This window comes from Pedobacter quisquiliarum (assembly GCF_014642175.1).
In the GTDB taxonomy this organism is placed as follows: domain Bacteria; phylum Bacteroidota; class Bacteroidia; order Sphingobacteriales; family Sphingobacteriaceae; genus Pedobacter; species Pedobacter quisquiliarum.
Map to the genome: position 1 here is coordinate 283,756 of NZ_BMIL01000004.1, position 25,518 is coordinate 309,273.

At 45.6% G+C, this 25,518-nt stretch carries 25 protein-coding genes; 18 read left to right on the top strand and 7 right to left on the bottom strand.

Annotation, left to right across the window (positions count from 1 at the left end):
- Positions 1-80 precede the first annotated feature (80 nt).
- Positions 81-2,222, bottom strand: a complete 2,142-nt coding sequence (locus tag IEW69_RS07885) for an outer membrane beta-barrel family protein (protein ID WP_188626287.1) — start codon at positions 2,220-2,222, stop codon at positions 81-83.
- A 212-nt stretch (positions 2,223-2,434) separates the two neighbouring features.
- Between IEW69_RS07885 and IEW69_RS07890 the strand changes: the two genes are divergently transcribed.
- From IEW69_RS07890 to IEW69_RS07940, 11 genes are all read left to right on the top strand, one after another.
- Positions 2,435-3,439, top strand: coding sequence for a sensor histidine kinase (locus IEW69_RS07890; RefSeq protein ID WP_188626288.1), 1,005 nt, complete (start codon positions 2,435-2,437; stop codon positions 3,437-3,439).
- Positions 3,436-4,146 carry a LytR/AlgR family response regulator transcription factor gene (locus IEW69_RS07895; RefSeq protein WP_188626289.1) on the top strand — a complete coding sequence of 237 codons (711 nt, stop codon included), beginning with the start codon at positions 3,436-3,438 and terminating at the stop codon, positions 4,144-4,146. The genes IEW69_RS07890 and IEW69_RS07895 overlap by 4 nt, the downstream gene beginning before the upstream one ends.
- A 169-nt stretch (positions 4,147-4,315) precedes the next feature.
- A complete protein-coding gene (locus IEW69_RS07900; RefSeq protein WP_188626290.1) occupies positions 4,316-6,160 on the top strand; it encodes a glycoside hydrolase family 2 protein in 1,845 nt (614 codons plus the stop codon).
- 246 nt (positions 6,161-6,406) lie between these two features.
- The gene (locus IEW69_RS07905) at positions 6,407-6,760 is read left to right on the top strand and encodes a septal ring lytic transglycosylase RlpA family protein (protein ID WP_229663557.1); all 354 of its coding nucleotides are present in this window, start codon (positions 6,407-6,409) and stop codon (positions 6,758-6,760) included.
- Between the two features lie 507 nt (positions 6,761-7,267).
- Positions 7,268-8,242, top strand: a complete 975-nt coding sequence (locus tag IEW69_RS07910; protein WP_188626292.1) for a ribonucleoside-diphosphate reductase small subunit — start codon at positions 7,268-7,270, stop codon at positions 8,240-8,242.
- Positions 8,243-8,271: 29 nt separating this feature from the next.
- Entirely contained in the window at positions 8,272-10,650 is a 2,379-nt protein-coding gene (locus IEW69_RS07915) for a ribonucleoside-diphosphate reductase subunit alpha (protein WP_188626293.1), read from the top strand.
- A 127-nt stretch (positions 10,651-10,777) separates the two neighbouring features.
- Entirely contained in the window at positions 10,778-10,990 is a 213-nt protein-coding gene (locus IEW69_RS07920; protein WP_188626294.1) for a cysteine-rich CWC family protein, read from the top strand.
- Positions 10,991-11,063: 73 nt separating this feature from the next.
- On the top strand, positions 11,064-11,939 hold the full coding sequence (locus IEW69_RS07925) for a carbon-nitrogen hydrolase (RefSeq protein WP_188626295.1): 876 nt from the start codon (positions 11,064-11,066) through the stop codon (positions 11,937-11,939).
- Positions 11,923-12,996 carry an agmatine deiminase family protein gene (locus IEW69_RS07930; protein ID WP_188626296.1) on the top strand — a complete coding sequence of 358 codons (1,074 nt, stop codon included), beginning with the start codon at positions 11,923-11,925 and terminating at the stop codon, positions 12,994-12,996. The genes IEW69_RS07925 and IEW69_RS07930 overlap by 17 nt, the downstream gene beginning before the upstream one ends.
- Before the next feature lie 26 nt (positions 12,997-13,022).
- Positions 13,023-13,766 carry a 3-oxoacyl-[acyl-carrier-protein] reductase gene (gene fabG, locus IEW69_RS07935; RefSeq protein ID WP_188626297.1) on the top strand — a complete coding sequence of 248 codons (744 nt, stop codon included), beginning with the start codon at positions 13,023-13,025 and terminating at the stop codon, positions 13,764-13,766.
- Between the two features lie 127 nt (positions 13,767-13,893).
- Complete coding sequence (locus tag IEW69_RS07940; RefSeq protein ID WP_188626298.1) at positions 13,894-14,505, top strand: trimeric intracellular cation channel family protein; 612 nt, start codon at positions 13,894-13,896, stop codon at positions 14,503-14,505.
- Here IEW69_RS07940 and IEW69_RS07945 read toward each other — a convergent pair.
- The 5 genes from IEW69_RS07945 to carA form a co-directional block, all read right to left on the bottom strand.
- Positions 14,502-14,801, bottom strand: a complete 300-nt coding sequence (locus IEW69_RS07945) for an FtsB family cell division protein (protein ID WP_188626299.1) — start codon at positions 14,799-14,801, stop codon at positions 14,502-14,504. The genes IEW69_RS07940 and IEW69_RS07945 overlap by 4 nt on opposite strands.
- 196 nt (positions 14,802-14,997) lie before the next feature.
- Positions 14,998-16,290 (bottom strand): phosphopyruvate hydratase, encoded by a 1,293-nt coding sequence (eno, locus tag IEW69_RS07950; RefSeq protein ID WP_188626300.1) that lies wholly within the window; start codon positions 16,288-16,290, stop codon positions 14,998-15,000.
- A 107-nt stretch (positions 16,291-16,397) separates the two neighbouring features.
- Positions 16,398-17,489 (bottom strand): ABC transporter permease, encoded by a 1,092-nt coding sequence (locus IEW69_RS07955; protein WP_188626301.1) that lies wholly within the window; start codon positions 17,487-17,489, stop codon positions 16,398-16,400.
- A 2-nt stretch (positions 17,490-17,491) separates the two neighbouring features.
- A complete protein-coding gene (locus IEW69_RS07960; protein ID WP_188626302.1) occupies positions 17,492-18,259 on the bottom strand; it encodes an ABC transporter ATP-binding protein in 768 nt (255 codons plus the stop codon).
- Between the two features lie 2 nt (positions 18,260-18,261).
- Positions 18,262-19,374: a glutamine-hydrolyzing carbamoyl-phosphate synthase small subunit gene (gene carA, locus IEW69_RS07965; protein WP_188626303.1), complete on the bottom strand. Its 1,113-nt coding sequence runs from the start codon at positions 19,372-19,374 to the stop codon at positions 18,262-18,264.
- Between the two features lie 167 nt (positions 19,375-19,541).
- Between carA and panB the strand changes: the two genes are divergently transcribed.
- Together panB and IEW69_RS07975 are read left to right on the top strand one after the other, a co-directional pair.
- Positions 19,542-20,357 carry a 3-methyl-2-oxobutanoate hydroxymethyltransferase gene (gene panB, locus IEW69_RS07970; protein ID WP_188626304.1) on the top strand — a complete coding sequence of 272 codons (816 nt, stop codon included), beginning with the start codon at positions 19,542-19,544 and terminating at the stop codon, positions 20,355-20,357.
- A 9-nt stretch (positions 20,358-20,366) separates the two neighbouring features.
- Entirely contained in the window at positions 20,367-21,053 is a 687-nt protein-coding gene (locus tag IEW69_RS07975) for an RluA family pseudouridine synthase (RefSeq protein WP_188626305.1), read from the top strand.
- A gap of 84 nt (positions 21,054-21,137) precedes the next feature.
- On the opposite strand, the gene IEW69_RS07980 is transcribed toward IEW69_RS07975, so the two are convergent.
- Entirely contained in the window at positions 21,138-21,611 is a 474-nt protein-coding gene (locus tag IEW69_RS07980; RefSeq protein ID WP_188626306.1) for a hypothetical protein, read from the bottom strand.
- Between the two features lie 123 nt (positions 21,612-21,734).
- Here IEW69_RS07980 and IEW69_RS16985 point away from each other — a divergent pair, with 123 nt between their 5' ends.
- The 5 genes from IEW69_RS16985 (at position 21,735) to IEW69_RS07995 (ending at position 25,474) form a co-directional block, all read left to right on the top strand.
- The gene (locus IEW69_RS16985; RefSeq protein WP_262890748.1) at positions 21,735-21,863 is read left to right on the top strand and encodes a hypothetical protein; all 129 of its coding nucleotides are present in this window, start codon (positions 21,735-21,737) and stop codon (positions 21,861-21,863) included.
- A gap of 122 nt (positions 21,864-21,985) precedes the next feature.
- A complete protein-coding gene (locus IEW69_RS07985; RefSeq protein WP_188626307.1) occupies positions 21,986-22,399 on the top strand; it encodes a c-type cytochrome in 414 nt (137 codons plus the stop codon).
- Between the two features lie 113 nt (positions 22,400-22,512).
- The gene (locus IEW69_RS07990; RefSeq protein WP_188626308.1) at positions 22,513-22,836 is read left to right on the top strand and encodes a YtxH domain-containing protein; all 324 of its coding nucleotides are present in this window, start codon (positions 22,513-22,515) and stop codon (positions 22,834-22,836) included.
- Positions 22,837-22,853: 17 nt separating this feature from the next.
- The gene (locus IEW69_RS16990; RefSeq protein WP_262890749.1) at positions 22,854-22,976 is read left to right on the top strand and encodes a hypothetical protein; all 123 of its coding nucleotides are present in this window, start codon (positions 22,854-22,856) and stop codon (positions 22,974-22,976) included.
- A gap of 110 nt (positions 22,977-23,086) precedes the next feature.
- On the top strand, positions 23,087-25,474 hold the full coding sequence (locus IEW69_RS07995) for a glutaminase family protein (protein ID WP_188626309.1): 2,388 nt from the start codon (positions 23,087-23,089) through the stop codon (positions 25,472-25,474).
- The last annotated feature ends 44 nt before the right edge of the window (positions 25,475-25,518 follow it).

Below are 25,518 nucleotides of genomic sequence, written 5' to 3' on the forward strand. Positions count from 1 at the left end.
TCGGTGTCTACCATGTATGTAAAACCCTGAATGTTGTTTGCAAACAGCGGTTTGCTAAGATCATGTCGCTACCTCAGGCCTTAGTTAGACAAATCGTCGTTATTGATGCTGCGTTTACTCTTTTTAATACCCTCTTTCAACCTCCCAAAACGGTAGTTTAAGCTCACATTAAAATTCCTGAAATAATCTTGTGTAGATGCTGTTTGCAGGAAATTAGAACCAATGGTTTCCACAAAATTCGTTCTGTATTTGGTGAAGGCGTTATTTACGCTTGCTGAAAGGGATAATTTGGAGTTCAGCATGTCTCTGCTCACTCCAAAGGATGAAGCTACATATCCGTTTGATGTGCCTTGCAGATTTACCATGTTGCGGCTCCTGACGTCCAGTCCTGCTGTAAGCCGCCAGCCCGCAACCAGGTTGTAACCTGTGCTGAAAGAGATGTTATAGAAGAACCAGTTGTTTTTTATGGGAACCCCGTCATTCAAAGCTTCAAGTAACATATACGTACCGTGTAAGTTTACACTGGTATTCCATACTTTGTTTATTGCATATCGTAGATTTAGGTCGGCATCAACGGCCTGGGCCTTGCCGGTATTTTCGTACGTCGTTCGCGTAATATGTGTTTCGGTGTTCAACGCACTCGCTTGTACGAAAAGGCTTTTCACCCAGGAATAGTTAAGACCCATATTTACCGATAGCCTGGAATTCATACCATAACCAACCATGATATTGTTTATCAAAGCAGGCTTTAAGTCAGGGTTGCCGGTTATCTCAAAAGCGGGATTAGAACGATCTACAAATGGATTTATCTTGTTGATCCCGGGCCGCTTTATTCTTTGCGCAACACCTATATTGACGTTGCCAGTTTTACCGATCTTCCGTCCGGCAGCAAGGTTAGGTATTAAATTCAGGTAACGTTGCCTAACCTGGTCAGTCTTAAAATTATAGCTTGCATCAACTGCTGTAGCTTCCAGCCGCATGCCCATTTTAAAGGCCCAGCCCATAAATTTAAGCTGATAACTGTTGTACAGCGCCCAAACCTGCTGATCATTGAAATAATTGCTAAAGTTATTGCTGACAGCCCCGTCGGATGCAAGTGAGCTGAAGTCGCTTTCATTGTTTCTGTTGATCCACTTAACTCCAGCTTCCATAGACACTCGCTTTAACTGCTGCACATAGTCGGCTTGTAGCGTGTGCTCATTCAGATAGCCATCATTTTCCTGTAAGTAGTCCGGCGTTTCAAACGCCAACCGTTCTGAGAACCGAACATTATTGTTTAGTTCGTTGCCGTATTTCAGATATCGGTAAGAGAAGGTGAGCAACCTGTCTTTGCTCCTGCGAAAACCAATCTGGTAATTCATGCTGGCATCCCATCCTTTGCTGATGGTCTTGTTTGTATTGGCGGTTCTGTAGCGTTGTGCTAAGGTGTTGTCCTCGACTAAGGTAGACAGCTGATGTCTGTATTCATTCGTATGACTTCCATTAACATTCAGCTGCGCGGATAGCAGATGAAGTGTGTCAATTTCAAAGCTGAGTTCTGCGCCCAGGTAGCCCCCTGGATTACGGGTCTCCAGGTTATTGTCTTGCATCAACGAGGTGCTGCCATTCAGGCCCGAGATCCTTTTCGTATGGCTATATGTAGTGGGGCGATTGAACTGACTTGCACCGGCATACACAGAGAGTCCAATCCGGTCCTGCTTATAGTTGAAAGAAGAACCAAGGGTATGTCCTCCAACAGGCAATCGCTCACTTAAATTTACTTTTCCATTGTAGCCTTGGAAACCCGCTTTGACGGTGACGATATTGATGATGCCAGCCAATCCCTCTGCATCATACTTGGATGAAGGGTTGGTAATCACTTCAATCTTTTGGATTGTTGAGGCCGGCATGCTACGCAGTATCTCCTTCAGATTTCTGTCCATCATACTGGATGGCTTTCCATTGATGAATACCCGGAAATCTGATTGTCCACGGAAGAGCAGATTTTCATTCATGTCTACTGATAAGAAAGGGATTTTGCGCATGATCTCAATGAGGTTGCTGCTTTTGTGATCAGGGTCGGCTTGAAGATCATAGACAATACGATCTGCCTCCTGCTTAATGACAGGCTTAGATCCAGTGATCACCACAGTATTTAAGTCTTTCGGCTCCTGTGCATGAGCAGCCAAATGGGTCAGGTGTAAGACAAGTAACAGGTAAATTGGAAGGTATAGTACTTTCATATTTCTGAATTGATTTTCAGTAAAAGTGTGAGGAACCTGCATTGACCAGAAGAAAAACGGACGGACAGCACGAAATCAAGGACGAAAATGCGGCTGAAGGTTGCCGGCCTTTTATCATGGCTGCACGTCAATTCATCATAACTTTGATTATGTTCGTCCACATCTCATGGAATTAACTGCGGACTTGCAGATATTGCAGCCAAATCTTAAGCATGGAATTTAGTCGAAAACAACACGTGGCCTTCTGTCTGCTCTCCACATTTCCGGTTTTCTGGATGGCGTTGTCGTACATAGAAATGGTAACAACCGGAGGTACCGGAGAACTTGCCAGCATCTCCACCATTTGTTTCTTCTGTTGCCTTTACCTCGGCCGGTACATTGCGCAGGTGTGGAGTACGCGTGCAGGCCAAATCGACAATAGCAAATTGCTGGCATTAGGGGGGCTAATCTTATTCCTGCTGATCTGGATGTTTGTACATGCCGATTATCCTTTACTCTCCATGCCGGCCTTAAATCTGCTGTTATATTGGTTGCCTTTTGTTGTTATGGTGGTTGCATTAGGCACCTTCATCAAACTCATGCGCATCGGTCAGCAACAGTTAGGTCATGCTAAAGCGGATCAGGCACAAACCCAAAGCGAACTCCGGTTATTACAATCTCAACTGAGTCCGCATTTCCTATTCAACACACTGAATAACCTTTATGGGTTATCCATTACTAGACACCAGGAAATGCCCGGCTTGTTGTTGAAACTGTCCGAACTGCTACGGTATTCAGTTTATGAAGCTAAAGAGCAGTTTGTTCCTTTACAGGACGAGATCGCTTACCTAAATAACTATCTCACCTTTGAAAAGATCCGCATTGGGGAAAGACTTCATCTTACAGTGGACTTTCCGACAAGTGTAGAAAACATTCTTATCGCCCCAATGCTCTTGATTGTATTTGTTGAAAACGCATTTAAACATGCTAAAAACACAACAGACCATCGCATCTACATTGATATGCGACTGAAAGTATGGTCCAACTTCATCCAGTTTGAAATCAGAAATTCACACCAGATACAAGAGCAAGGCGCCTTTAATAAATTTAGCGGTGTCGGACTTGAGAATGTGAAGAAACGCCTGGATTTGCTTTACGGCAATCAATATGATTTTAGCATTAATGATAGTGCCGGGTTTTATACCGTAATGTTGCAACTGAATAAAAAAATAAAATGAATCAATGGAACTGCCTGATTGTGGATGATGAGCCGATAGCGTTAGAGATCGTAGAAAACTATTGTAAGCAACTATCAAACTTGAATGTCGTAGGGCTCTGTAAAAATGCTTTGGAGGCGAGGGAGGCTTTGCAACTTCACCATGTGGATATACTGTTTATAGACATCAACATGCCGGTATTAAGTGGGCTGGCTTTCATTAAAACGCTGAAGAAAATGCCTCAGGTAATTTTCACAACGGCTTATAAGGAATATGCTGTTGATGCCTTTGATTTGGCGGCTTGTGACTACCTCCTGAAACCATTTTCATTGGAAAGGTTCATAGTTGCAGTAGATAAAGCTGTTGAAAAGCTTCTGCCCACTCAGGCTTTAGCGTCCACGACCAGGGAAGATAAAAATGAAGATTTTACTTTTTTGAAGGCTGAAGGCAAACTTTACAAAGTCTTTTTCAATGAGGTTCTATATGTCGAGGCGAGTGGTAACTACACCAGGATCGTTACTGCGCAACAAACCTTTTTACCGGCAATTACGCTCTCCGCAACCGCAGAGATGCTGCCCAATCACCTTTTCTTACAGGCGCATCGATCTTTCCTGATTAACAAATCCAAGATTACGCACCTGGAAGGCAATCGTGTTTTTATTGGCGCTATTGAACTTCCAATCGGCAGCAACTACAAGGAACGGTTTCTAGAAGATCTCGGCTTATAGCGCATGTGGCGTTCCGGTAACCAGAGCTGTCCGTAACGACATTGTTTCTGCGAAATTGAAATTATTTCTCCGCCGAATCGATTAGAAACTTACTTTAGATTATATTAGGTTAAACGTTTTACCAATGCGTTTAAACAACCAAATATATCTTACATTAAAAACAATCTGAATGAAAAGAGGAATCTCACTTCTACTGCTGGTTTTAGGACAATTTGCAGTACAGGCTCAGGAAAAACCCTGGAGCCTTGTCCGGGAAAGAATCGTAACACCGTGGGCAGAACAGGTAGATGTAAACGCACCCTTGCCGGAGTATCCGCGACCACAGTTGGTTCGAAACAACAACTGGAAAAATCTAAACGGCTTATGGAACTATGCCATCGTTCCGAAGGGACAGAAAGCTGCCCCAAAATACGAAGGCAAAATTCTGGTGCCTTTCGCTGTCGAGTCTGCATTGTCAGGCGTCGGCCGAAGGGTAGGGAAGGACAGCGTCCTGCTGTACCAGCATAACATCTCCGTGCCTTCTAGCATGCGCGGGAAGAAGGTGTTGCTGCACTTCGGTGCGGTGGACTGGCAAACGGAAGTTTTCGTAAACGGTAAAAGCGCCGGAAAACATGAAGGTGGATTTGATCCATTCAGTTTCGACATCACCAAGCTACTTAGCAAAAGTGCCAAACAGGAGATTAGAGTGCGTGTCTGGGATCCAACGGACGACGGCCCTCAGCCAAGAGGTAAACAGATCAATAAGCCCGACGGCATCTGGTACACCCCGGTAACCGGTATCTGGCAAACCGTATGGCTGGAAGCCGTACCGGAAACTTATATCGAAAGCACCAAACATACTCCAGACATTGATGCCAAAACCATCACCGTAAGTGCCACCGTCGCCGCTGCAAAAGCCGGCGATCAGATCCGAGTACAAGCGCTGTCGAAAGGAAAGGTCGTTGCCGAAAAGGTCGTGGATGCAAATGCAGCTGCGGTGCTGAATATTGCGGATCAACGACTTTGGTCGCCTTCCGATCCATTCCTGTACGACCTAAAGGTTTCACTGGTTCGTGGTTCAAAGCCGATGGATCAGGTGGATAGCTATTTCGCCATGCGTAAAATATCCATGGCTCCCGACGCAAATGGCATCCAGCGGATGTTGCTGAACAACAAGTTCGTATTTCAGTATGGTCCATTGGATCAGGGCTGGTGGCCGGATGGGTTGTACACCCCACCAACAGAAGCGGCAATGGTGTTTGATGTGGATCGCCTGAAAGACATGGGTTTTAACATGATCCGTAAACACATCAAGGTAGAACCTGCACGTTATTACTATTACTGTGATAAAAATGGGATGCTGCTATGGCAGGATATGCCAAGCGGCGATCTTGGAAATGGCTGGGAGAATCACCCTGGGGTGATTGACCGCGCGACCGACCAGAAGCGGACGCCTGAATCGGAAGGTTATTACCGCAAGGAGTGGGATAAGATCATGACGAGCCTGTACAACTTTCCTTCCATCGTGGTGTGGGTGCCTTTCAACGAAGCATGGGGCCAGTTCAAAACCAAAGAGATTACCGATTGGACGATACAGAAAGATCCGACACGTCTGGTAAACAGCGCCAGCGGCGGTAATTTCACGCAAGACGGGCATATGGTGGATCTGCATAACTATCCAAGACCTGCAATGCCGGATCCGGAATTGTTCGGTGCAAAGCGAGCGCTTGTTTTGGGTGAGTTTGGTGGATTGGGTCTGCCCCTTACCGGCCACCTGTGGCAGGAACGTGACAACTGGGGATACCAGAACTTCAAATCTGCCGACAGCTTGTTCACCCGCTACGCAACCTTTATGGACCGTATGGCCGAGCTCATCCCAATGGGACTTTCTGCCGCCGTGTACACCCAGACCACAGATGTGGAAGGGGAGGTGAATGGCTTTATTACCTACGACAGAAAAGTCATCAAAGTGGAGCCCAAGAAGTTGAAAAAAGAGACCGAAAAGCTTTACAATGTGAAGGTTGAACTAAAATAATGCTATAAAATCCAAAGAAAATTCAAATTCTTTCTTTCAAATCACTGCTGAATTAAAAGTTTGCGCAATCCTGCAAACTTCCCAGCGTTTCAGCGATTTAAGTTTAATAAGCCTTCTGGTTTGTCCGTCCAACACTCTTGTTGACCAGGTAACCAGAAGGCTTAAATTTTTATAAACGCTTCGTTTTCTTATATTTGGCGGTTCACCAAAGAAAGAAATATGAGATATTGTTTGCTTTTACTGTGTATGATCTTCTTTCTCCAGGCCGGTGCAAGTAGTCCGCTGGAAGACAAAAATCCCAATATTAAAACCAAAACAGGACTCGCTACTTACTACGCTTCGAAGTTTGAAGGCCGTAGAACCTACAGTGGAAAGAAATACCGAGCACATAAGCTTACTGCTGCACATCGCAGCCTTCCAATGGGTACAATCGTTACCGTCACCAACCTTAAAAACGGCAAATCTGTAGACGTTGAAGTAAACGACAGAGGGCCATTCACCAAGCGCTACATCATCGATGTTTCTGCGCAAGCCGCCAAAGAACTCGGTATCTATAGAAAAGGCGACGCAAAAGTCGAAATTACCTACGTAAAGAAGTAGTACCTGCCGGGTACCAGACAGGTACCAGCTTCGGTATTGATACGGCCTCTATCCGGCTTCGATCCGGGGTCTATACGGGGTCCACCCGGCTATAGCCGTAGTAACGGCTTAATGACACCCTATTTACGGCGCTTCATCTGGCCAGCAATCTCCGTACAGCTGTGCGGCTGTGATTGAATCTTTCCTCAGCATATCGGGATCGAAATTAACAAATAAATATCCGTAATAAATGTGTCACGTTTGAGGGACACTGTGGATAACAATTGCACAGTTGTTAACAACTAAAAGAATTTACAGGAGCGAAGCTTGAGCGTGGCTGTTTATCTTTGTTATCAGCGATAACAAAATTGGAGCTGATCGAGTTCTTAAAGCAAACATCTGAGTGCGAGTTATTTATGTTTGGCCGATAAAAATGTGCCCGGCACTGGTGTGCCTCAGGCCCAAATTCAACCGCGGCGCATGAGCAGTTAAAAACGAATTATTATTTCACATAAAATATTTGAACATATGCAGCAAGAAGAAGTATTACTGAAGGAAAATAAAGACCGCTTTGTTCTATTGCCAATTAAGTATCCAGAAATCTGGGAGATGTACAAAAAGACGGAAGCAAGCTTCTGGACGGCCGAAGAAATTGACCTTTCTGATGATCAAAAACATTGGGACGGCCTTAATGATGGCGAAAGACATTTTATCTCTCACGTTTTGGCTTTCTTCGCAGCGAGTGACGGTATTGTTAACGAAAACCTTGCAGTAAATTTCATGCGTGAGGTGCAGCTGCCTGAGGCACGTTGCTTCTACGGTTTCCAGATCATGATGGAAAATATCCATTCTGAAACGTATGCTTTGTTAATTGATACTTACATCAAGGATCCGGTTGAAAAAGACCGTTTGTTTAACGCCATTGAAACTGTCCCTTGTGTGAAGCGCAAGGCAGAATGGGCTTTACGCTGGATTGATGGTGGTAATTTCGCGGAACGCCTGGTAGCATTTGCCGCAGTGGAAGGTATCTTCTTCAGCGGAAGTTTCTGCTCCATTTTCTGGTTGAAAAAACGTGGCTTGATGCCAGGTTTAACCTTCAGTAATGAGCTGATTTCCAGAGATGAGGGTATGCACTGTGAATTTGCCTGCTTGTTATACCGCATGCTGGAGAACAAACTGAGCGAAGAAGCTGTACAAGGCATCATCCGCGATGCAGTTGAGATCGAGAAAGAGTTTGTTACCGATGCCTTACCAGTTGCTTTGATCGGCATGAATGCCAAACTGATGTCGCAATACATCGAGTTTGTGGCCGACAGGTGGTTGGTGGAACTTGGTTACTCCAAAATATACAACACGACCAATCCATTCGATTTCATGGAGATGATCTCGCTTCAAGGTAAGACCAACTTCTTCGAGAAACGTGTGGGTGATTACCAGAAGAGTGGTGTGTTGACTTCTACAGAAGATAAAGCTTCAGCGTTTTCACTTGATGATGATTTCTAAATCAGCATCGCTTAAAAAATTTTTATAATATGTTTGTACAAAAAAGAGACGGCCGCAAGGAAGTGGTGAAATTTGATAAAATCACTGCCAGAATTGAAAAGCTATGTTATGGCTTCAACCCGGAACTGGTTGATCCAATTGACGTTGCGAAGAAAGTTATTGAAGGCCTTTATGATGGCGTAACTACTTCAGAGCTGGATAACCTGGCTGCAGAAACTGCTGCATCGTTAACCACCAAACATCCGGATTATGCTTTGTTGGCATCCCGCATCGCGGTATCCAACCTGCATAAAAATACCACAAAGTCTTTCTCTAAAACCATGGAGATGCTTTACAACTATGTGGATCCGAAAAATGGTAAAGCTGCTTCGCTGATCGCGGAAGATGTGTGGCAGGTGATTCTGGAAAATGCAGATATCCTGGATAGCACCATCATTTATGACCGTGATTTTGGTTTCGACTACTTCGGTTTCAAAACGCTGGAGAAGTCTTACTTGCTGAAAGTAGATGGCCAGATCGTTGAACGTCCACAGCACTTGTTTATGCGTGTTTCTGTAGGTATCCACAAGTCGGACATCGATAGCGCAATTAAAACATACAACCTGATGAGTGAGCGCTGGTTTACGCATGCAACGCCAACGCTATTTAATGCAGGTACCCCGAAACCACAAATGTCTTCTTGTTTCTTGCTAACCATGCAGGATGACAGTATTGAAGGCATCTATGATACTTTAAAACAAACCGCTAAGATTTCACAAAGTGCAGGTGGTATTGGATTGAGCATCCACAACATCCGCGCAACAGGATCTTATATTGGTGGTACAAACGGCACCAGCAATGGCATTGTGCCAATGCTTAAGGTGTTTAACGACACCGCACGTTATGTAGATCAGGGTGGCGGTAAGCGTAAAGGTGCATTTGCTATTTACCTGGAGCCTTGGCATGCGGATATTTTCTCTTTCCTTGATCTTCGTAAGAACCACGGTAAAGAAGAACTGCGTGCACGTGATTTATTCTATGCCCTTTGGATCAGTGATTTGTTCATGAAGCGTGTGGAAGAAGATGGCCAATGGAGCTTGTTCTGTCCGCATGAAGCACCAGGACTGGCAGATTGCTTTGGCGCTGAATTCGAAGCGTTGTTCACAAAGTATGAGCAGGAAGGTCGCGCGAGAAAAACCATCAAAGCGCAAGAGCTTTGGTTTGCCATTCTGGATGCACAAATTGAAACTGGTAACCCATTCCTGTTGTACAAAGACGCGGCGAACAGCAAGTCTAACCAGCAGAACCTTGGTACCATCAAAAGTTCCAACCTATGTACCGAGATCATCGAGTACACTTCTAAAGATGAAGTAGCGGTATGTAACCTTGCTTCTTTAGCTTTACCTAGATACGTGATCAACGGTGAATTCGATCACCAGAAATTATATGATGTGACTTATCAGGCGACTTTAAACCTGAACAAGATCATCGATCATAACTACTACCCTGTAGATGAAGCCAGAAACTCTAACCTTCGTCACCGTCCAATTGGATTGGGTGTACAGGGCTTGGCGGATGCGTTCATCCTGATGCGTTATCCTTTTGAAAGTGAAGAGGCGAAGATCCTGAACAAGGAGATCTTTGAAACGATTTACTTCGCTGCAATGACGGCTTCAAACGACCTGGCTACTAAAGACGGTGCATATGAAACTTTTGAAGGTTCGCCATTGTCACAAGGCAAGTTCCAGTTTGATCTATGGAATGTTTCTCCAGAAAGCGGTCGCTGGGATTGGGAAACTTTACGTGAGAAGGTCATTAAGCATGGCGCACGCAACAGTTTATTGGTTGCGCCAATGCCAACAGCATCAACTTCACAAATCCTTGGTAACAACGAGTGTTTCGAGCCTTATACTTCAAACATCTACACCAGAAGGGTATTAAGTGGCGAGTTCATCGTGGTAAACAAACACTTACTTAAAGATCTTGTGTCTTTAGGCCTTTGGAATACCGCCATGAAGGACAGGATTATTCTGGCAAACGGTTCTATTCAGGACATTGCTGAAATTCCGCAGTACATTAAAGACCTTTACAAAACCGTTTGGGAGATTAAGATGCGTAGCATCATTGATATGGCTGCCGACCGTGGCGCTTACATCTGCCAGTCGCAATCCCTAAACTTGTTCATCAATGCACCGAACACTTCAAAACTGACTTCAATGCATTTCTACGCATGGAAGAAAGGACTGAAAACAGGTATGTATTACCTGCGTACGCAGGCTGCATCGCAAGCGGTGAAGTTTACTGTGGAGAACCAATCGGGTAAAAACCTGGAGCCGGTTATTCCAGCGGTAATTGAGCAAAGTGCAGAGGAGATCGTCGAAGGACCAGTTTGTACAATGGAAGAGGGCTGCATCAGCTGCTCTGGTTAAGATAAAATAATGGTTAATTCACCTGGGAGTAGATTTTCATCTGCTCCCTTTTTTTTGTAATAACATTACCTGCTGGGTGAGGGCATGAGTTGGAATTGAGCTTTATCAAATTAATGAACGTTATTAAATGTCTAAACACGAGATAATTCCTTGCGAGCGCTGTAGCGCCAGAATTGAATGTAAGGCAAACTCATACACCAAGTGCCAGTGTTCGGGTATACAGCTAACGCTAAACGAAGTACAATATATAGCTGAACTTTATGATGGCTGCTTGTGTATTGTATGTCTTCATGAGTTACAAAAAGAATACCGGCTAAGCATGTGTAATCATTCAGTATAATTACAACAGGGAATTAACTATACGGCAGTCCCAAAAATATTTTCTATAACTTTGCATTTCAAAAATTTATTGAATGGCTAAAGTACAAGTTGGATTGGTGCAGATGAGCTGTACCAGTAATAAACAGGAAAATTTAGATAAAGCGATCGTAAAGATCCGCGAGGTTGCTGCGCAAGGTGCCCAGGTGGTATGTTTGCAGGAGTTATTTACCTCACTGTATTTTTGTGATGAGGAGAATTACGACAATTTTCAGTTGGCAGAGGCCATTCCGGGTCCTTCTACCGATGCTTTATCTGTTGTTGCCGCAGAATTGAATGTGGTAATTGTAGCTTCTTTATTTGAGAAAAGAGCCGAAGGGCTTTACCATAATACCACCGCAGTGCTTGATGCTGATGGTGCTTATCTGGGTAAATATCGTAAAATGCACATCCCTGATGATCCAGGTTTTTATGAGAAATTCTATTTCACGCCAGGTGATCTGGGCTATAAAGTGTTTAAAACGAAGTATGCTAAAATTGGCGTGCTGATCTGCTGGGATCAATGGTATCCGGAAGCTGCACGTTTGACGGCATTGATGGGCGCCGACTTCCTGTTTTATCCAACGGCTATTGGCTGGGCGGCGACACAGGATGAAGGTACCAACACAGAGCAGTACAATGCATGGCAGACCATTCAGCGTTCGCATGCGATTGCAAACGGTGTTCCCGTAGTGAGCGTAAACCGCGTGGGTGAAGAAGCTGGCGTGAAGTTCTGGGGTGGATCTTTTGTGTCCAATCCTTTTGGAACCCTATTATACAAAGCTTCGCATGATGTTGAAGAGCTGAAAGTTGTTGAACTTGATCTATCCAGATCGGATAGCTACAGGACACACTGGCCTTTCCTTCGCGATCGCAGAATTGACAGTTATTCACAAATTACAAAAAGGTACATAGATGACGAGTCTATTTAAGGATACACCGAAGCAGGTTGGCTACAAATTCCCAGCAGAATGGGAACTGCATGAAGCAACATGGTTAAGCTGGCCACATAAGGAAGCATCCTGGCCAGGTAAGATTGAGACCATTTATGGTCCATACTGTGAATTTATTAAGGTGGTTGCCGAAGGCGAAAAAGTGCGGATCAACATCAATGATGAGGATACCAAAGCTTTCGCAATAGCGGAACTGGAGAAAGTTGGTGCAGACCTGAATAACATTGAGTTTTTCATGCATCCGACCAACGACGCCTGGTGCCGGGATCATGGTCCCGCATTCCTGCTGAATGAAGATCGCACTAAAAAAGCAGTGATCGACTGGGGTTACAATGCCTGGGGGGGGAAATATCCGCCATTTGATTTAGATGATGTGATTCCAACAACCATTGCACAGCACTACAAGTTGCCATTATATACCCCAGACATCGTGATGGAAGGGGGCTCGGTGGAGTTTAATGGTGCAGGAACGATATTGACAACAACGGCTTGTTTGTTAAATGAAAACCGAAATCCGCACCTTAATAAATTCCAGATTGAGCAATACCTGATGGAATATTATGGCGCAGAGCAGATCCTTTGGTTAGGCGATGGCATTGTTGGTGATGATACAGATGGGCACATTGATGATATTACCCGTTTTGTGAATGAAGATACCGTGTTGACGGTAATTGAGGAGAACGAGGAAGACGAAAACCATCACTTGCTACAGGAGAACCTGGAGGCTTTAAAGCAGATGAAGCTCCTTAGCGGCAAGCCGCTGAAGGTGGTTACTTTGCCGATGCCTTCACCGGTGATCCATGAAGATACCCGTTTGCCAGCTTCTTACGCGAACTTCTACATTGCGAACAAAGCAGTAGTGGTACCAACCTTTAGAGATGCGAACGATCAACGCGCGTTGGATATCATCCAAAGTGTATTCCCGGACCGTAAGGTTGTGGGTATTGATTCTACGGACATCATCTGGGGCCTTGGTAGTTTCCACTGCCTGAGTCAGCAGGAGCCTGCGCTATTCAAGCAAACACCAGCAATTTAATTTGATATACTATTAACCAAGCATAAATGAAATTATTAGAAGGAAAAACCGCACTGATTACTGGTGCTTCTAAAGGGATCGGACGTAAAATCGCAGAGAAATTTGCAGAACAAGGTGCAAAAGTTGCTTTCACTTACTTATCATCAGTAGAAAAAGGTGAAGCATTGGAGCAGGAACTGCAAAGCTTTGGTACCCAGGTTAAGGGTTACCGTTCTGACGCATCAAAGTTTGATGAAGCAGAGAAACTGATCAGCGACGTTATCGCTGATTTCGGCGCATTAGATATCGTGGTAAACAATGCAGGTATCACCAAAGATGGTCTGTTGATGCGCATGAGTGAAGAGAACTTTGATGATGTGATTAACGTGAACCTGAAATCGGTATTCAACATTACCAAGGCGGCTTCTAAGATTATGATGAAAGCCCGTAAAGGTGTGTTCATCAACATGAGCTCAGTTGTTGGTGTGCAGGGTAATGCCGGTCAGGCGAACTATGCGGCTTCTAAAGCGGGTATCATTGGCTTCTCAAAATCTGTAGCAAAAGAGCTTGGCTCCAGGAACATTCGCAGCAACGTTGTTGCACCAGGTTTTATTCGTACGGAGATGACCGACGTGTTAGATCCTAAGGTGGTAAAAGGCTGGGAAGAGGGTATTCCTTTGAAACGTGCGGGTGAAGTGGAAGATGTGGCAAACGTATGTGTTTTCCTTGCATCAGACATGAGTGCGTATGTAACCGGACAGGTTATCGCTGTAGACGGCGGTATGTTGTAATTTAAAATACTTCTTACAGGCTGTGTTAAACAGCTTTGTTAAAAATACCTGAACCCCGCAAATGCTGCGGGGTTCTTTTTTTACCAGAAAATTCTGGATATATTGTTGCACATAGCAAATCTGTTCAATGACGATAACGACCGCCGAAGCCATAGAAATCCTGGGTACCATTGCATTTGCCATCTCGGGTTCTTTTGCGGCCATGCAGAAGCGGCTGGATCCTTTCGGCGTGCTGATCATTGCGTTTGTGACTTCCATTGGTGGCGGTACCGTGCGGGACCTGCTGCTGGGGGATACCCCTGTCGCCTGGATGCGGGATGTAAACTACTGCCTGCTGATCCTGGTGACATCCCTGCTGACGATCTTCTTCAAGAAAAACATCAAGCGTTTTAAGGTGACGCTGTTCATCTTTGACTCGCTGGGTTTGGGCTTGTTCACCATGCTGGGTTTGCAGAAAGGCATCAACTTCGGACTTGATCCCGGGATGTGTGTGGCGCTGGGCACCATCACTGGCTGCTTTGGTGGTATCATCAGAGATACGCTCTTAAATGCAATCCCTTTGATCTTTAGACAGGAAATTTACGCTACAGCGTGTATTCTGGGTGGGGTGTTGTACTTTGGACTGCTGGAAATGAATATGAAGCCCGACTTCGCGAAGGTTTCGGTGATTGGCTTTATCTTTCTGCTGCGGATTGTTGTGGTGCGCTATAAGCTCGCGCTGCCGAAGTTTGGCTATTAGTCTTTAGGCGTTTCTTCAACAATAACAAAGACATCTTCATTGTCTTTCTTCATAAAGTATTTTTCGCGCGCAAATTTCTCTGCCATTTTTAGGTTGGAGGTCAGTTCTTTCAGGTCCTTTTTTACCTGATTGGTTTCCTGCTCGTAAAAGGCTTTTTCATCTTTAAGCTTGGAAACTTCTGAGCTGTACTCATATTGAGATAGCATATCGTTTCTGTCGAAAAACAGCATCCATACCACGAATGCGAAAGCGCAGAGGAAGTACTTGTTACGGAAGAGTTCGATTAACCTTTTCATTGATACAAATATAAAAGAAAAGCAAGGCGAAGGGGATTTATTTTGAAACCGTTGTAAGGCTTTATGGAAGGGCATAAAAAAACGGTCGCTACATTGCTGTAACGACCGTTCTAAGGATTTGTCCTGGCTCAGGGAATAACCTGATTAGGGCCCTTAAGCATTGCGGCGATAGATGCTACTGCCGCAGGTGCTCGTCTTATTTTTTAAGGAATTTGAAGTCTTTTCCTAAGAAACGTGCTGCAGAACCAAGTTCTTCTTCAATACGAAGTAATTGGTTGTATTTAGCGATCCTGTCAGAACGTGATGCTGAACCTGTTTTAATCTGTCCGCAGTTTAAAGCTACTGCTAAGTCAGCAATGGTTACATCTTCAGTTTCACCGCTTCTATGGCTCATTACAGAGGTATAACCGCTGTTTTGTGCAAGGCTTACTGCATTGATGGTTTCTGTTAATGAACCAATCTGGTTTACTTTTACAAGAATTGAGTTTGCGATGTTCTTCTCGATACCTTGTTGAAGACGCTTAACGTTGGTTACGAATAAATCGTCACCTACAAGCTGTACTTTATCACCGATTGCGCGGGTTAAAGCTTCCCAAGCTGCCCAGTCATCCTCATCAAGACCATCTTCGATAGAAATGATTGGATATTTGCTAGCCCAATCTACCCAGTAGTTCACCATCTCGTCTGAAGTTAACTTCTCGCCAGATGATTTATGGAAGTTGTAAGTTTTAGAGCTTGAATCGTACATTTCAGAAGCCGCAGCATCCATAGCGATCCAGATGTCTTTACCTGGTGTGTAACCAGAAGCTTCGATAGCGGTTAATACCGTTTCGATTGCTTCAACGTTTGAACCGATGTTTGGTGCAAAACCACCTTCATCACCAACGTTGGTAGAATAGCCTTTTTTCTTAAGTACGGTTTTAAGGTTGTGGAACACCTGGGTACCCATTTGCAATGCTTCCGAGAAGCTACTTGCACCTAAAGGCATGATCATGAACTCCTGGAAGTCGATCTTATTATCCGCGTGCGCACCGCCGTTAAGGATGTTCATCATTGGAACAGGCAGGGTGTTTGCATTTACACCACCGATGTAGCGGTATAAAGGTTGTCTGCTTTCTTGTGCTGCAGCTTTTGCAACTGCCAGAGAAACACCAAGGATTGCATTTGCACCTAAATTGCCTTTGTTCTCAGAACCATCAAGGTCGATCATCGCTTTGTCGATCATGTTTTGTTCAAACACATCAACACCGCGAAGGGCCTCAGCAATTTTAGTATTTACATTGTCAACGGCTTTTAATACACCTTTGCCCATGTAGGCATTGTTGTCACCATCCCTTAGCTCAACAGCCTCATGTTTACCTGTACTTGCGCCAGATGGCACAGCAGCACGGCCCATGTTACCATTCTCTGTAATTACTTCAACTTCTACTGTAGGATTTCCCCTTGAGTCAAGGATCTGCCTTGCATGAACATCGATTATTAAACTCATTTTTATATTGTTTTATGTTTTGATTTCGCTTAGTGTAAAGTTTACAATTACCAAGCAGTATTCAAAGTTAAACAAATAATAAAATAATAGGTTTTGATGCGGGTTTTTTATTCCCACTTAAAGACTTTAACCGCAACGGCGTAGATCAGAATTCCCCAGATCAGGAGGATCATCATTTCGAATTTCACCTCCCAGAGGTTATAACCTTCAAAGGCGACCTTACGCATGGCGTCGTTGAGGTAGGTGAGGGGCAGTGCGCGACTGATGGGCTGCAGCCATTCCGGAAAGTTGTCGATCGGGAAAAAGGTACCGGAGAGTAGGAACTGCGGTAAGGTGACGATGTTGGATATCGGCGGGATGGTGCTTTCGCTTTTGGCAATGCCGGACACTACGAACCCGAAGCCCATGAACACCACGAGTCCGAGCACGGCGAGTATCAGCATGTTCAGCACCGTAATGACCCCGTTGATGAGGGTGAAATGGAAGAAGAAGTGACCCACCAGAATGATGAATACCGCGCCTAAAAGGGCAAATCCAATCCTGGCCAGACCTTCACCAAACACGATGCTGGAGCGTCTTACCGGCGTGGCGAAAAAGCGTTTGATCACCAGGGTTTGTCGTAAGCTGAAGAACACGAAGGCCGTACCGAAGACCCCTGTGCTCAGCAGCGAGAAGCCCAGCTGGCCTGGTAGGATAAAATCAATAACCCGGTAGGTTCTGCCATGCACCGTACTTTCTTTGAGCACTGCAACACTGGGTTTCAGGTTCTTGGTGTTCAGTTCGTAAAGTGCATTGGTTAGTAAGGATTTAAGGATGCTGCCTTTGTCTCTGGAAGCGGAAGTATATTGTATATTCGCCGTATAGGCAGGGCTGTCTGCAGGGTTTTTCTGCACGTTGATGACGCCGTCGATGTTGCCTTTCTCCAAGCTTGTTGCAAGCTCCTGCGCGTTTTTGTCGCGCACCAGTTTAACGACCTGGATTTGCTCCAGCGCAGCCATCACTGGGTTCTGAAGGTCGGAGCCGGGCGCAACGCCAAGACTTACCTTCGGGGTGCTGCCGCTTAAAAAGCCAAAGATCAGGATGAAGATCAGGGGGAAGGCGAGCGTAAATACGACTGCCGAAGGACTGCGCGTAATGGAGCGGAAACTGGCTTTCGCCAGGGCCAGCGTTGCCTTGGTATGGTTATATGATTTTTGCATTATTATCCTTCGCGCCATGCTTTTCCGGTAAGCGTGATGAACACATCTTCCAGATTCGCTTTTTTAACTTCTTTTTTACGTTCAAAACCACTGTTCACCAGGTTGTCGATCAGCTGATCGGGGGTGTCCAGGGCGATGATCTCTCCGCGTTCCACAAAGGCCACGCGGTCGCAGAGTTGCTCTGCTTCGTCCATGTAGTGGGTGGTAAGCACCACGGTAGTGCCTTGGTTTCTGATGTCGATGATTAAGTCCCACAGATTACGACGGGCCTGGGGGTCCAGTCCTGTCGTAGGTTCATCGAGGAAAACTATTTTCGGCGCATTGATCAGCGTTGTTGCAATGGAGAAGCGCTGCTTTTGTCCGCCGGAAAGTTCCTTGTATTTAGCCTTGGCTTTGTCCTGCAGGTTTACCTTGGCAAGCATGTCCATAGGTTTGGTATCTACGCCGTATAATCCGGCAAAGAGCTCGATAAGTTCTACAAGATTGAGGTTGGGGTAGTAACCGGCAGCTTGCAGCTGCACACCGATGATCTGTTTGATTGCACCGGCGTTTTTTTCTACGTCATGGCCATTTACCAGCACTTCACCGGAGGTCTTGTCGCGCAGGGTTTCAATGATCTCCAGGGTAGTGGTCTTCCCGGCCCCATTGGGGCCGAGTAAGCCAAATATCTCGTTTTCTAAAACGTCAAATGTAATGCCCTTCAGGGCAGTGAAATCGCCGTACTTCTTAACCAGGTTTTTAACGCTGATTATCGCCTTAGCGCCGTCCATGATTACCAGCTAACCTCGCCAGTAATTAATCCTACGAAATCGTCAAACAGGTAACGTGAGTCGTGTGGACCTGGAGAAGATTCCGGGTGGTACTGCACGGAGAAAGCTTTCTTGCCTTTCACGCGGATACCTTCGATGGATTGGTCGTTCAGGTTAATGTGGGTAATTTCTACTTTATCAGAGCTCCTTACGTCGTCAGGTACAACCCCAAAGCCGTGGTTCTGTGAAGTGATCTCACATCTTTCAGTGATGATGTTTTTAACCGGGTGATTTAATCCACGGTGTCCGGTGAACATCTTCATGGTATTGATGCCGTTTGCCTGTGCCAGTAACTGGTGACCTAAGCAGATCCCGAATAAAGGTTTGTCAGCAGCAAGGATATCCTTCACCATTTCAATGGCGTAAGGCATTGCCGATGGATCACCAGGGCCGTTAGAGATGAAGTAAGCATCAGCACCCCATGCTTCCATTTCTGCGAAAGATGTTTTAGCAGGATAAACCTGAACATAAAGATCTCTGTCGTCGAAGTTGCGAAGGGTGTTTTTCTTAATACCAAAATCTACCGCAGCAACTTTATATTTTGCATCCGGCGAACCGTAGAAGTAAGGTTTCTCTGTAGATACCTGTGAAGAAAGTTCCAGGCCGTCCATTGCTGGTACTGCGTTTAATCTTTCTTTCAGTTGGTCAACATCAAGGATCTCTGAGGAGATGATTGCATTCATTACACCTCTGTCTCGGATGTGTTTCACCAAAGCGCGGGTGTCGATATCGGAGATACCTACGATGTTTTCATTCTGGAAATAATCCTGGATGGACTCGGAAGCTTCTTTACGGCTGTAGCCAATGTTGAAGTTCTTACAAACAAGTCCGGCAATCTTAATGGAATCAGATTCAATTTCCTCTTTGTGAATACCATAGTTACCAATGTGTGCATTGGTGGTCACCATAATCTGTCCGAAATAGGAAGGATCTGTAAAAATCTCCTGGTAACCGGTCATCCCGGTGTTGAAGCAGATTTCACCTGTTGTGGTTCCTATCTTTCCTGCTGCTTTTCCGTGATATACAGTGCCATCGGCTAAAAGCAAAATTGCAGGTAACTTGGTGTAGTTAGTCATAATTTATGATCAGAAGTTATGTGGAAAAAAAAGAAAAACGTGGGATTTGCGACAGGATTGGCGCTTAGTTGGTTTAGAAATATGCAGTGATTTAACCCCTTCATTTTCGACTGCAAAGATAGGTTTTATGGCTAATTAAACCTAATTTTGTTGTAAAAACAACACATATGTCTCAGCATAAAGAAGTAAAACGGATAACCACACACATCCTTCAGGAAATGAAAGCACGTGGTGAGAAAATCTCCATGTTAACAGCCTACGATTATTCTATGGCAACCATTCTTGATGATGCCGGACTGGACGTTTTACTGGTGGGTGATTCTGCTTCGAATGTAATGGCGGGTCATGAGACCACGCTTCCGATTACTTTGGATCAGATGATCTACCACGCACAGAGCGTGGTAAGGGGCGCTAACCGCGCTTTCGTGGTTGTGGACTTACCTTTTGGTAGTTACCAGGGGAATTCTAAAGAGGCCTTGAACTCGGCCATTCGCATCATGAAGGAGTCTGGTGCACATGGCGTAAAGCTTGAGGGCGGTGCCGAAGTGGTGGAATCCATTCAGCGCATTATCACTGCTGGTATCCCCGTGATGGGCCATCTGGGTCTAACGCCGCAGTCTATCTATAAATTCGGGACTTACACCGTGCGTGCAAAGGATGAAGCAGAGGCAGACAAGTTGAAAACCGATGCTTTGCTTTTGCAGGAAGCCGGATGTTTTGGCGTGGTGCTGGAAAAAATTCCAGCGAAGCTGGCGAAAGAAGTTTCTGAAAGCGTACACATCCCGGTGATCGGTATTGGTGCTGGTCCGCATTGCGACGGACAGGTGCTGGTTGTGAACGACATGATTGGATTGACCAAAGGCTTCCGCCCGCGATTCCTACGCCAGTATCTGAACCTGTACGACGGCATTCTGAATGCTGCACAGGAATACATCAGAGATGTAAAATCAAATGATTTCCCCAACGATAAAGAACAGTACTAAGAATTAAGCATGCCGGTTACAGATAAAGATGTGCTCTATGAAGACAATCACCTCATCGCAATCAACAAGCGCGCGGGTGACATTGTCCAGGTAGACGAAACAGGAGATCAGCCCCTGGACGAGAAAGTTAAAGTTTACCTGGCGCATAAATACAATAAGCCTAACAGTGCGTTCCTCGGTGTAGTGCACCGCCTGGATCGTCCAGTGAGTGGGGTGATCCTCTTCGCCAAGACCAGCAAAGCACTGGAGCGCGTGAATGCCATGTTCAAAAACCGCGAAGTGAAGAAAACCTACTGGGCGGTGGTGAGGAACAAGCCTGTCAAGCCGTCCGGCACGTTGATCAATTGGCTGGTTAAGAATACACAGAAGAATGTTGTAACTGCACACCCGAATGAAGTTGTTGGCAGTCAACGCGCCGAACTCAGCTACAGGCTCCTTGCGGAGCTTGGCGGTTATTACCTGCTGGAGGTGGACCCTTTGACTGGCCGTTCGCACCAGATCCGCGTGCAGCTGGCGACAATGGGCTGTCCTATTGTGGGTGATAACAAGTACGGCTATCCTCGTGGCAGCCGTAAAGGGAGCATTTGCCTGCATGCCCGCCGATTGCAGTTCCTGCACCCCGTGAAAAAAGAACCCGTGAACATCTTTGCAAAGCTTCCGGTAGACGGGTTCTGGGAGCGCTTCGAGCAGCACTAAAATTGGTAAAGTCTTGAAGAATTGCGTCGTGCTTATAAGCTCTTACTACATCGGGCACTAAACCTATACTTTAGTATAGCTGGTTTACTTGCAATTCGACTGTTCAAGCACTACCTGATCATCAAACTTCAGATCACTTAAAGACTTAAAGCTGGTTTTGCCGTTTTGCTCCTGCACCTCGGCAAAGCCTTCATGGAGCTTGCCATCTTTCTGCAGGTACGCAACCTGCCGCACGGACTGCAGGCCTTCTGATTGGAAGGTGTAGTCGAGGAGAATGGTGTCACCTTTCATGATCCCGCTCACCGTCCCCGTATTCCGGTCTTTTTCGTACAGGCTGATGTTTAAAGTCCCACTTACCTGCTCCCCTTTGGTGTGTAAATCCAGGTAGATGCTGTCGCGATTCTTATAGTGTACATAGCAGGTTCTGGATTCTGCCGCAGCGACAACAGCGGTTTCAGCTGTTATGGTGCTGTCTGCCGCGCTTTCAGAACCAGAATTGCTGGTGCAAGCAGCAAATGCAGCGGTGGCAAAAGCCATTAAAGGAAAATACTTTTTCATCTTTCTGTCGTTTAGGCGCTCAATGAGGATGAGCAATTTAGTAATCGAAAGTAATTTAAGGTAATTTCCATGTTCAAACACTACATCGGACATCATAATTATTGCCATAGTAAAGCAGGGTAAGTGAAATTAGGATGGCCTCAGGTCCACAAATCCAATCAAAACCAAACCATCCGCTACGATGATATCCTGAAGGTTTACCTTGCTACTAAAGCAAAAACCAAAGATCTGCAGGTCGTATCATCAAGTTAGCGCTGCAATTGTTAAACAAAACACGCCTTGAATTTGTCCATATATAGTACAGCAGGTACCCATCTGATGTTAGCAGCAGCCTGCGCTTCAACATTATAAATTAAACCCATAATTCCAGTATTATGAAAAGTAGAACCATATTCACCTTAACTATCTTACTGTCCCTTGTTGTTTTCATGAGTGCATTTATGCCCATAAAGCAAGAAAGAATCTACAAGAACCTTAAAGTACTGCCTAAAGACATCAGCAAAGAAGACCTTGGAACAGTGATGGACGGCTTTAAAACCTCATTGGGCGTGAAGTGCAACTATTGCCATGCACCGAGTGAAACAGAAAAAGGCAAACTGGATTTTGCCAGTGACGCTAAACCTGAAAAAGGAACCGCCAGAATGATGATGCTCATGACTGCCAAAATCAACAAGAAATACTTCCACATTAAGGATGTCAAAAACCCAAATGCTATTCTTCCGGTGAGTTGTATCACCTGTCACAACGGAAATGAACGTCCAAAAACACTGGACCCAGCTACACTGTAAGTTTCAAAATAAATCTTTTCACCGCTAACCGAATATAACCGCGAGACATCCGCAGGAACAATTTCTAAAACACTTTCTCATTGGGGGTTGTTCCTAATAAAAAACAAGCGACCATGAAACTAATCAGAGAAAATACCAACTTAAAGACAATAGGACTTATCACCGGACTTGCAGCAGGCGCAGTTGTAGCTGCCCTTTTTGCCACTAAAAGTGGATCAGAGTACCGCGAACTAATTGCTAAACGCATCAAAGGATTACTTGGCGAGATCGAACCTCAAAAAGCAGTGGAGATCAAAGATCACGTTGTTGAAGATGTAAGATCTCAGGTAATGGAAGCCGCCAATAAACTTACCGGCGACGCGGAAAATGTAGACCTCACCAAAACAACCCTTAAGCACACAGAGCCTAAATCAAGACAGCTGCCAATAGAATCCTAAGCTAATTTGCTTCTGCAATGCCGAAGGTAATTCTCACCATCCGAAGTCTGCAGCAAACAACATTGCTGCAGAAGGATCCAAAACCTTTACACCTGCAACAGTATGCTACGATGTACCGACTAGAACATACGACACATTAAAAAAAGTAACAGCCACACCAGCTGTTACTTTTTTTTTGGTTGTATTGGCGCCAATATTTGCTAGATTTAACTTAGTAAAACGTTTAACCAAGTATAAAACCAACCAAATCGTGAAAAAAACCGCCTTGTTGCTATTATGCTTCTTTGTGCTTTTTAAATCGCAAGCACAGCAGGAAGCCCCCGCTTATCCACTGCTCACCAACAACACTTACTTCAGCGTCTGGTCCTTCACCGACAAGCTTAATGGCTCGCCAACCCGGCACTGGACCGGAAAAACCCAAGCCCTACAAGGGACCATTAGTGTAGATGGAAAGCTTTTCCGCTTCATGGGACAGGATGTAAAACCTTACCTGCCACTGGTATCAAGCATTGAAGGTGAAGTGCCGAAATTCCGCTATACGCTTACCGCACCATCTGGAAACTGGATGGATGCCAATTACGATGACTCCAGCTGGAAAGAAGACGCGGCGCCTTTCGGCGATGATCAAAGCTTCGCGAAAACAGAGTGGCGGAGTGATGAAATCTTCCTGCGGAAGACTTTCGATGTGATCGCGTTACCCGCACAGAAAGCCTATCTTAAGATCAACCACGATGATAACATCGTTGTACTGCTCAATGGCAAGGAAATCCTGCGCAAAGAAGGCTGGGTTCACGAGTATATCTATGTACCCATTCCGGCAGGTGTGCTCAAAAAAGGCAAAAACCAACTCGCCATTCACGTAAAAAATACCGCCGGTGGCCGCCACATCGATGCCGATTTAGTAACCGAGCCGGTGCAAGATGAAAGCATCGCCTATGCGGAACAAACAAACGTACAGGTAGAAGCCACGCGCACCATATATGACTTCCGTGCCGGCAATGTGAACCTGAACGTAACCTTCCTTTCGCCATTGCTGCTAAACGATATCCAACTTACAGAGAGGCCAATCAGCTACATCAACTACACCGTGAAAGCCAACGATGGCAAGGCACACCAGGTGCGCATAAACTTCACCGCCTCTTCAGACCTTGCCGTAAATACCCCGGGACAAACTGTTACCGCCTGGAAGCAGAACGAAAAAGGACTTTCCTACCTGAAAGCCGGAACGGTAGAGCAGCCTGTGCTAAAGAAGAAAGGTGATGACATCCGCATCGACTGGGGCTACCTCTATGTGGCCGTGCCACAGGATTATAAAGCCACGCAGCTGCTGATCAAATCTGGACCCTCGCTAAACCTGAGCACGGAGTTTGAGTTCGCCAGCGTCAACAATACTGCGCAAAGCAAATACCTCATGGTCGGTTATGATGATTCTAACCCAATCCAATACTTCAACCAGGACCTGAAGCCAATTTGGAAAACCAGTGACAAGGTGACTTTCGTGGATCAGCTTGCACTGGCTGCCGCACAATTTCCAGACATCATGAAGCGCAGCATCGCATTCGATAAAGACCTCGCAGCGAAAACGCTGAAAGCCGGTGGCATGGAGTACGCCGAGCTTTGTAAACTCGCTTACCGCCAGAGTATTGCGGCACATAAAATCGTGAAATCACCGGAAGGCGAGCTGCTGTTCATGTCCAAAGAGAACTTCAGCAACGGCTCCATCAACACGGTAGACATCACTTACCCTTCAGCACCGCAATACCTCATCTATAATCCGGAACTGCTCAAGGGCATGCTCAACGGCATCTTTTACTACAGTGAAAGTGGGAAATGGAAAAAACCTTTCCCAGCGCATGACCTCGGAACCTACCCACTGGCAAACGGCCAGACTTACGGCGAAGACATGCCGGTCGAAGAAGCAGGAAACATGCTGATCCTCACCGCGGCAGTGGTCAAAGCCGATGGCGACCTTACTTACGCACGCAAGCACTGGGAAACGCTAACCACCTGGGGCAACTACCTGTTGAATGAAGGCTTCGACCCCGCAGAGCAGTTGTGCACGGACGATTTCGCCGGGCATCTGGCACATAATACCAACCTTTCCGTGAAAGCCATTGTAGCCTTAGGCGCTTATGCGCAACTGGCGGAAAAGCTGGGCATGAAAGACGTTTCCGCGAAATACAGAGCTGCAGCGCTGGAGATGGCCGACAAATGGGAGAAGCTGGCCAACAGTGGTGACCATTACGCTTTAGTATTCGACAACAAAAACACCTGGAGCCAGAAGTACAACCTGGTTTGGGACAAGCTCCTGAAATTAAACCTGTTCCCGAAGGAAGTGTATACCAAGGAAATCGCGTATTACCTAACCCAGCAGAAGACATACGGACTGCCGCTGGATAGCCGTAAAACCTACACGAAATCCGACTGGATCCTGTGGACCGCTACGCTGACAGACAACCGCGCCGACTTTCTGAAGTTCGTAAAACCAGTTTACAAGTACGCGAAAGAGACACCAAGCCGAGTACCGATGAGCGACTGGTACGAAACCACCGATGGCAAACAGGTGGGTTTCCAGGCCAGAAGTGTGGTTGGTGGCTACTTCATTAAGCTCCTGGCAGATCAGTGGAACAATAAATAATGTATATTTCTTTTTTTACAACTACTTTTGTCGCTTAATAAAAG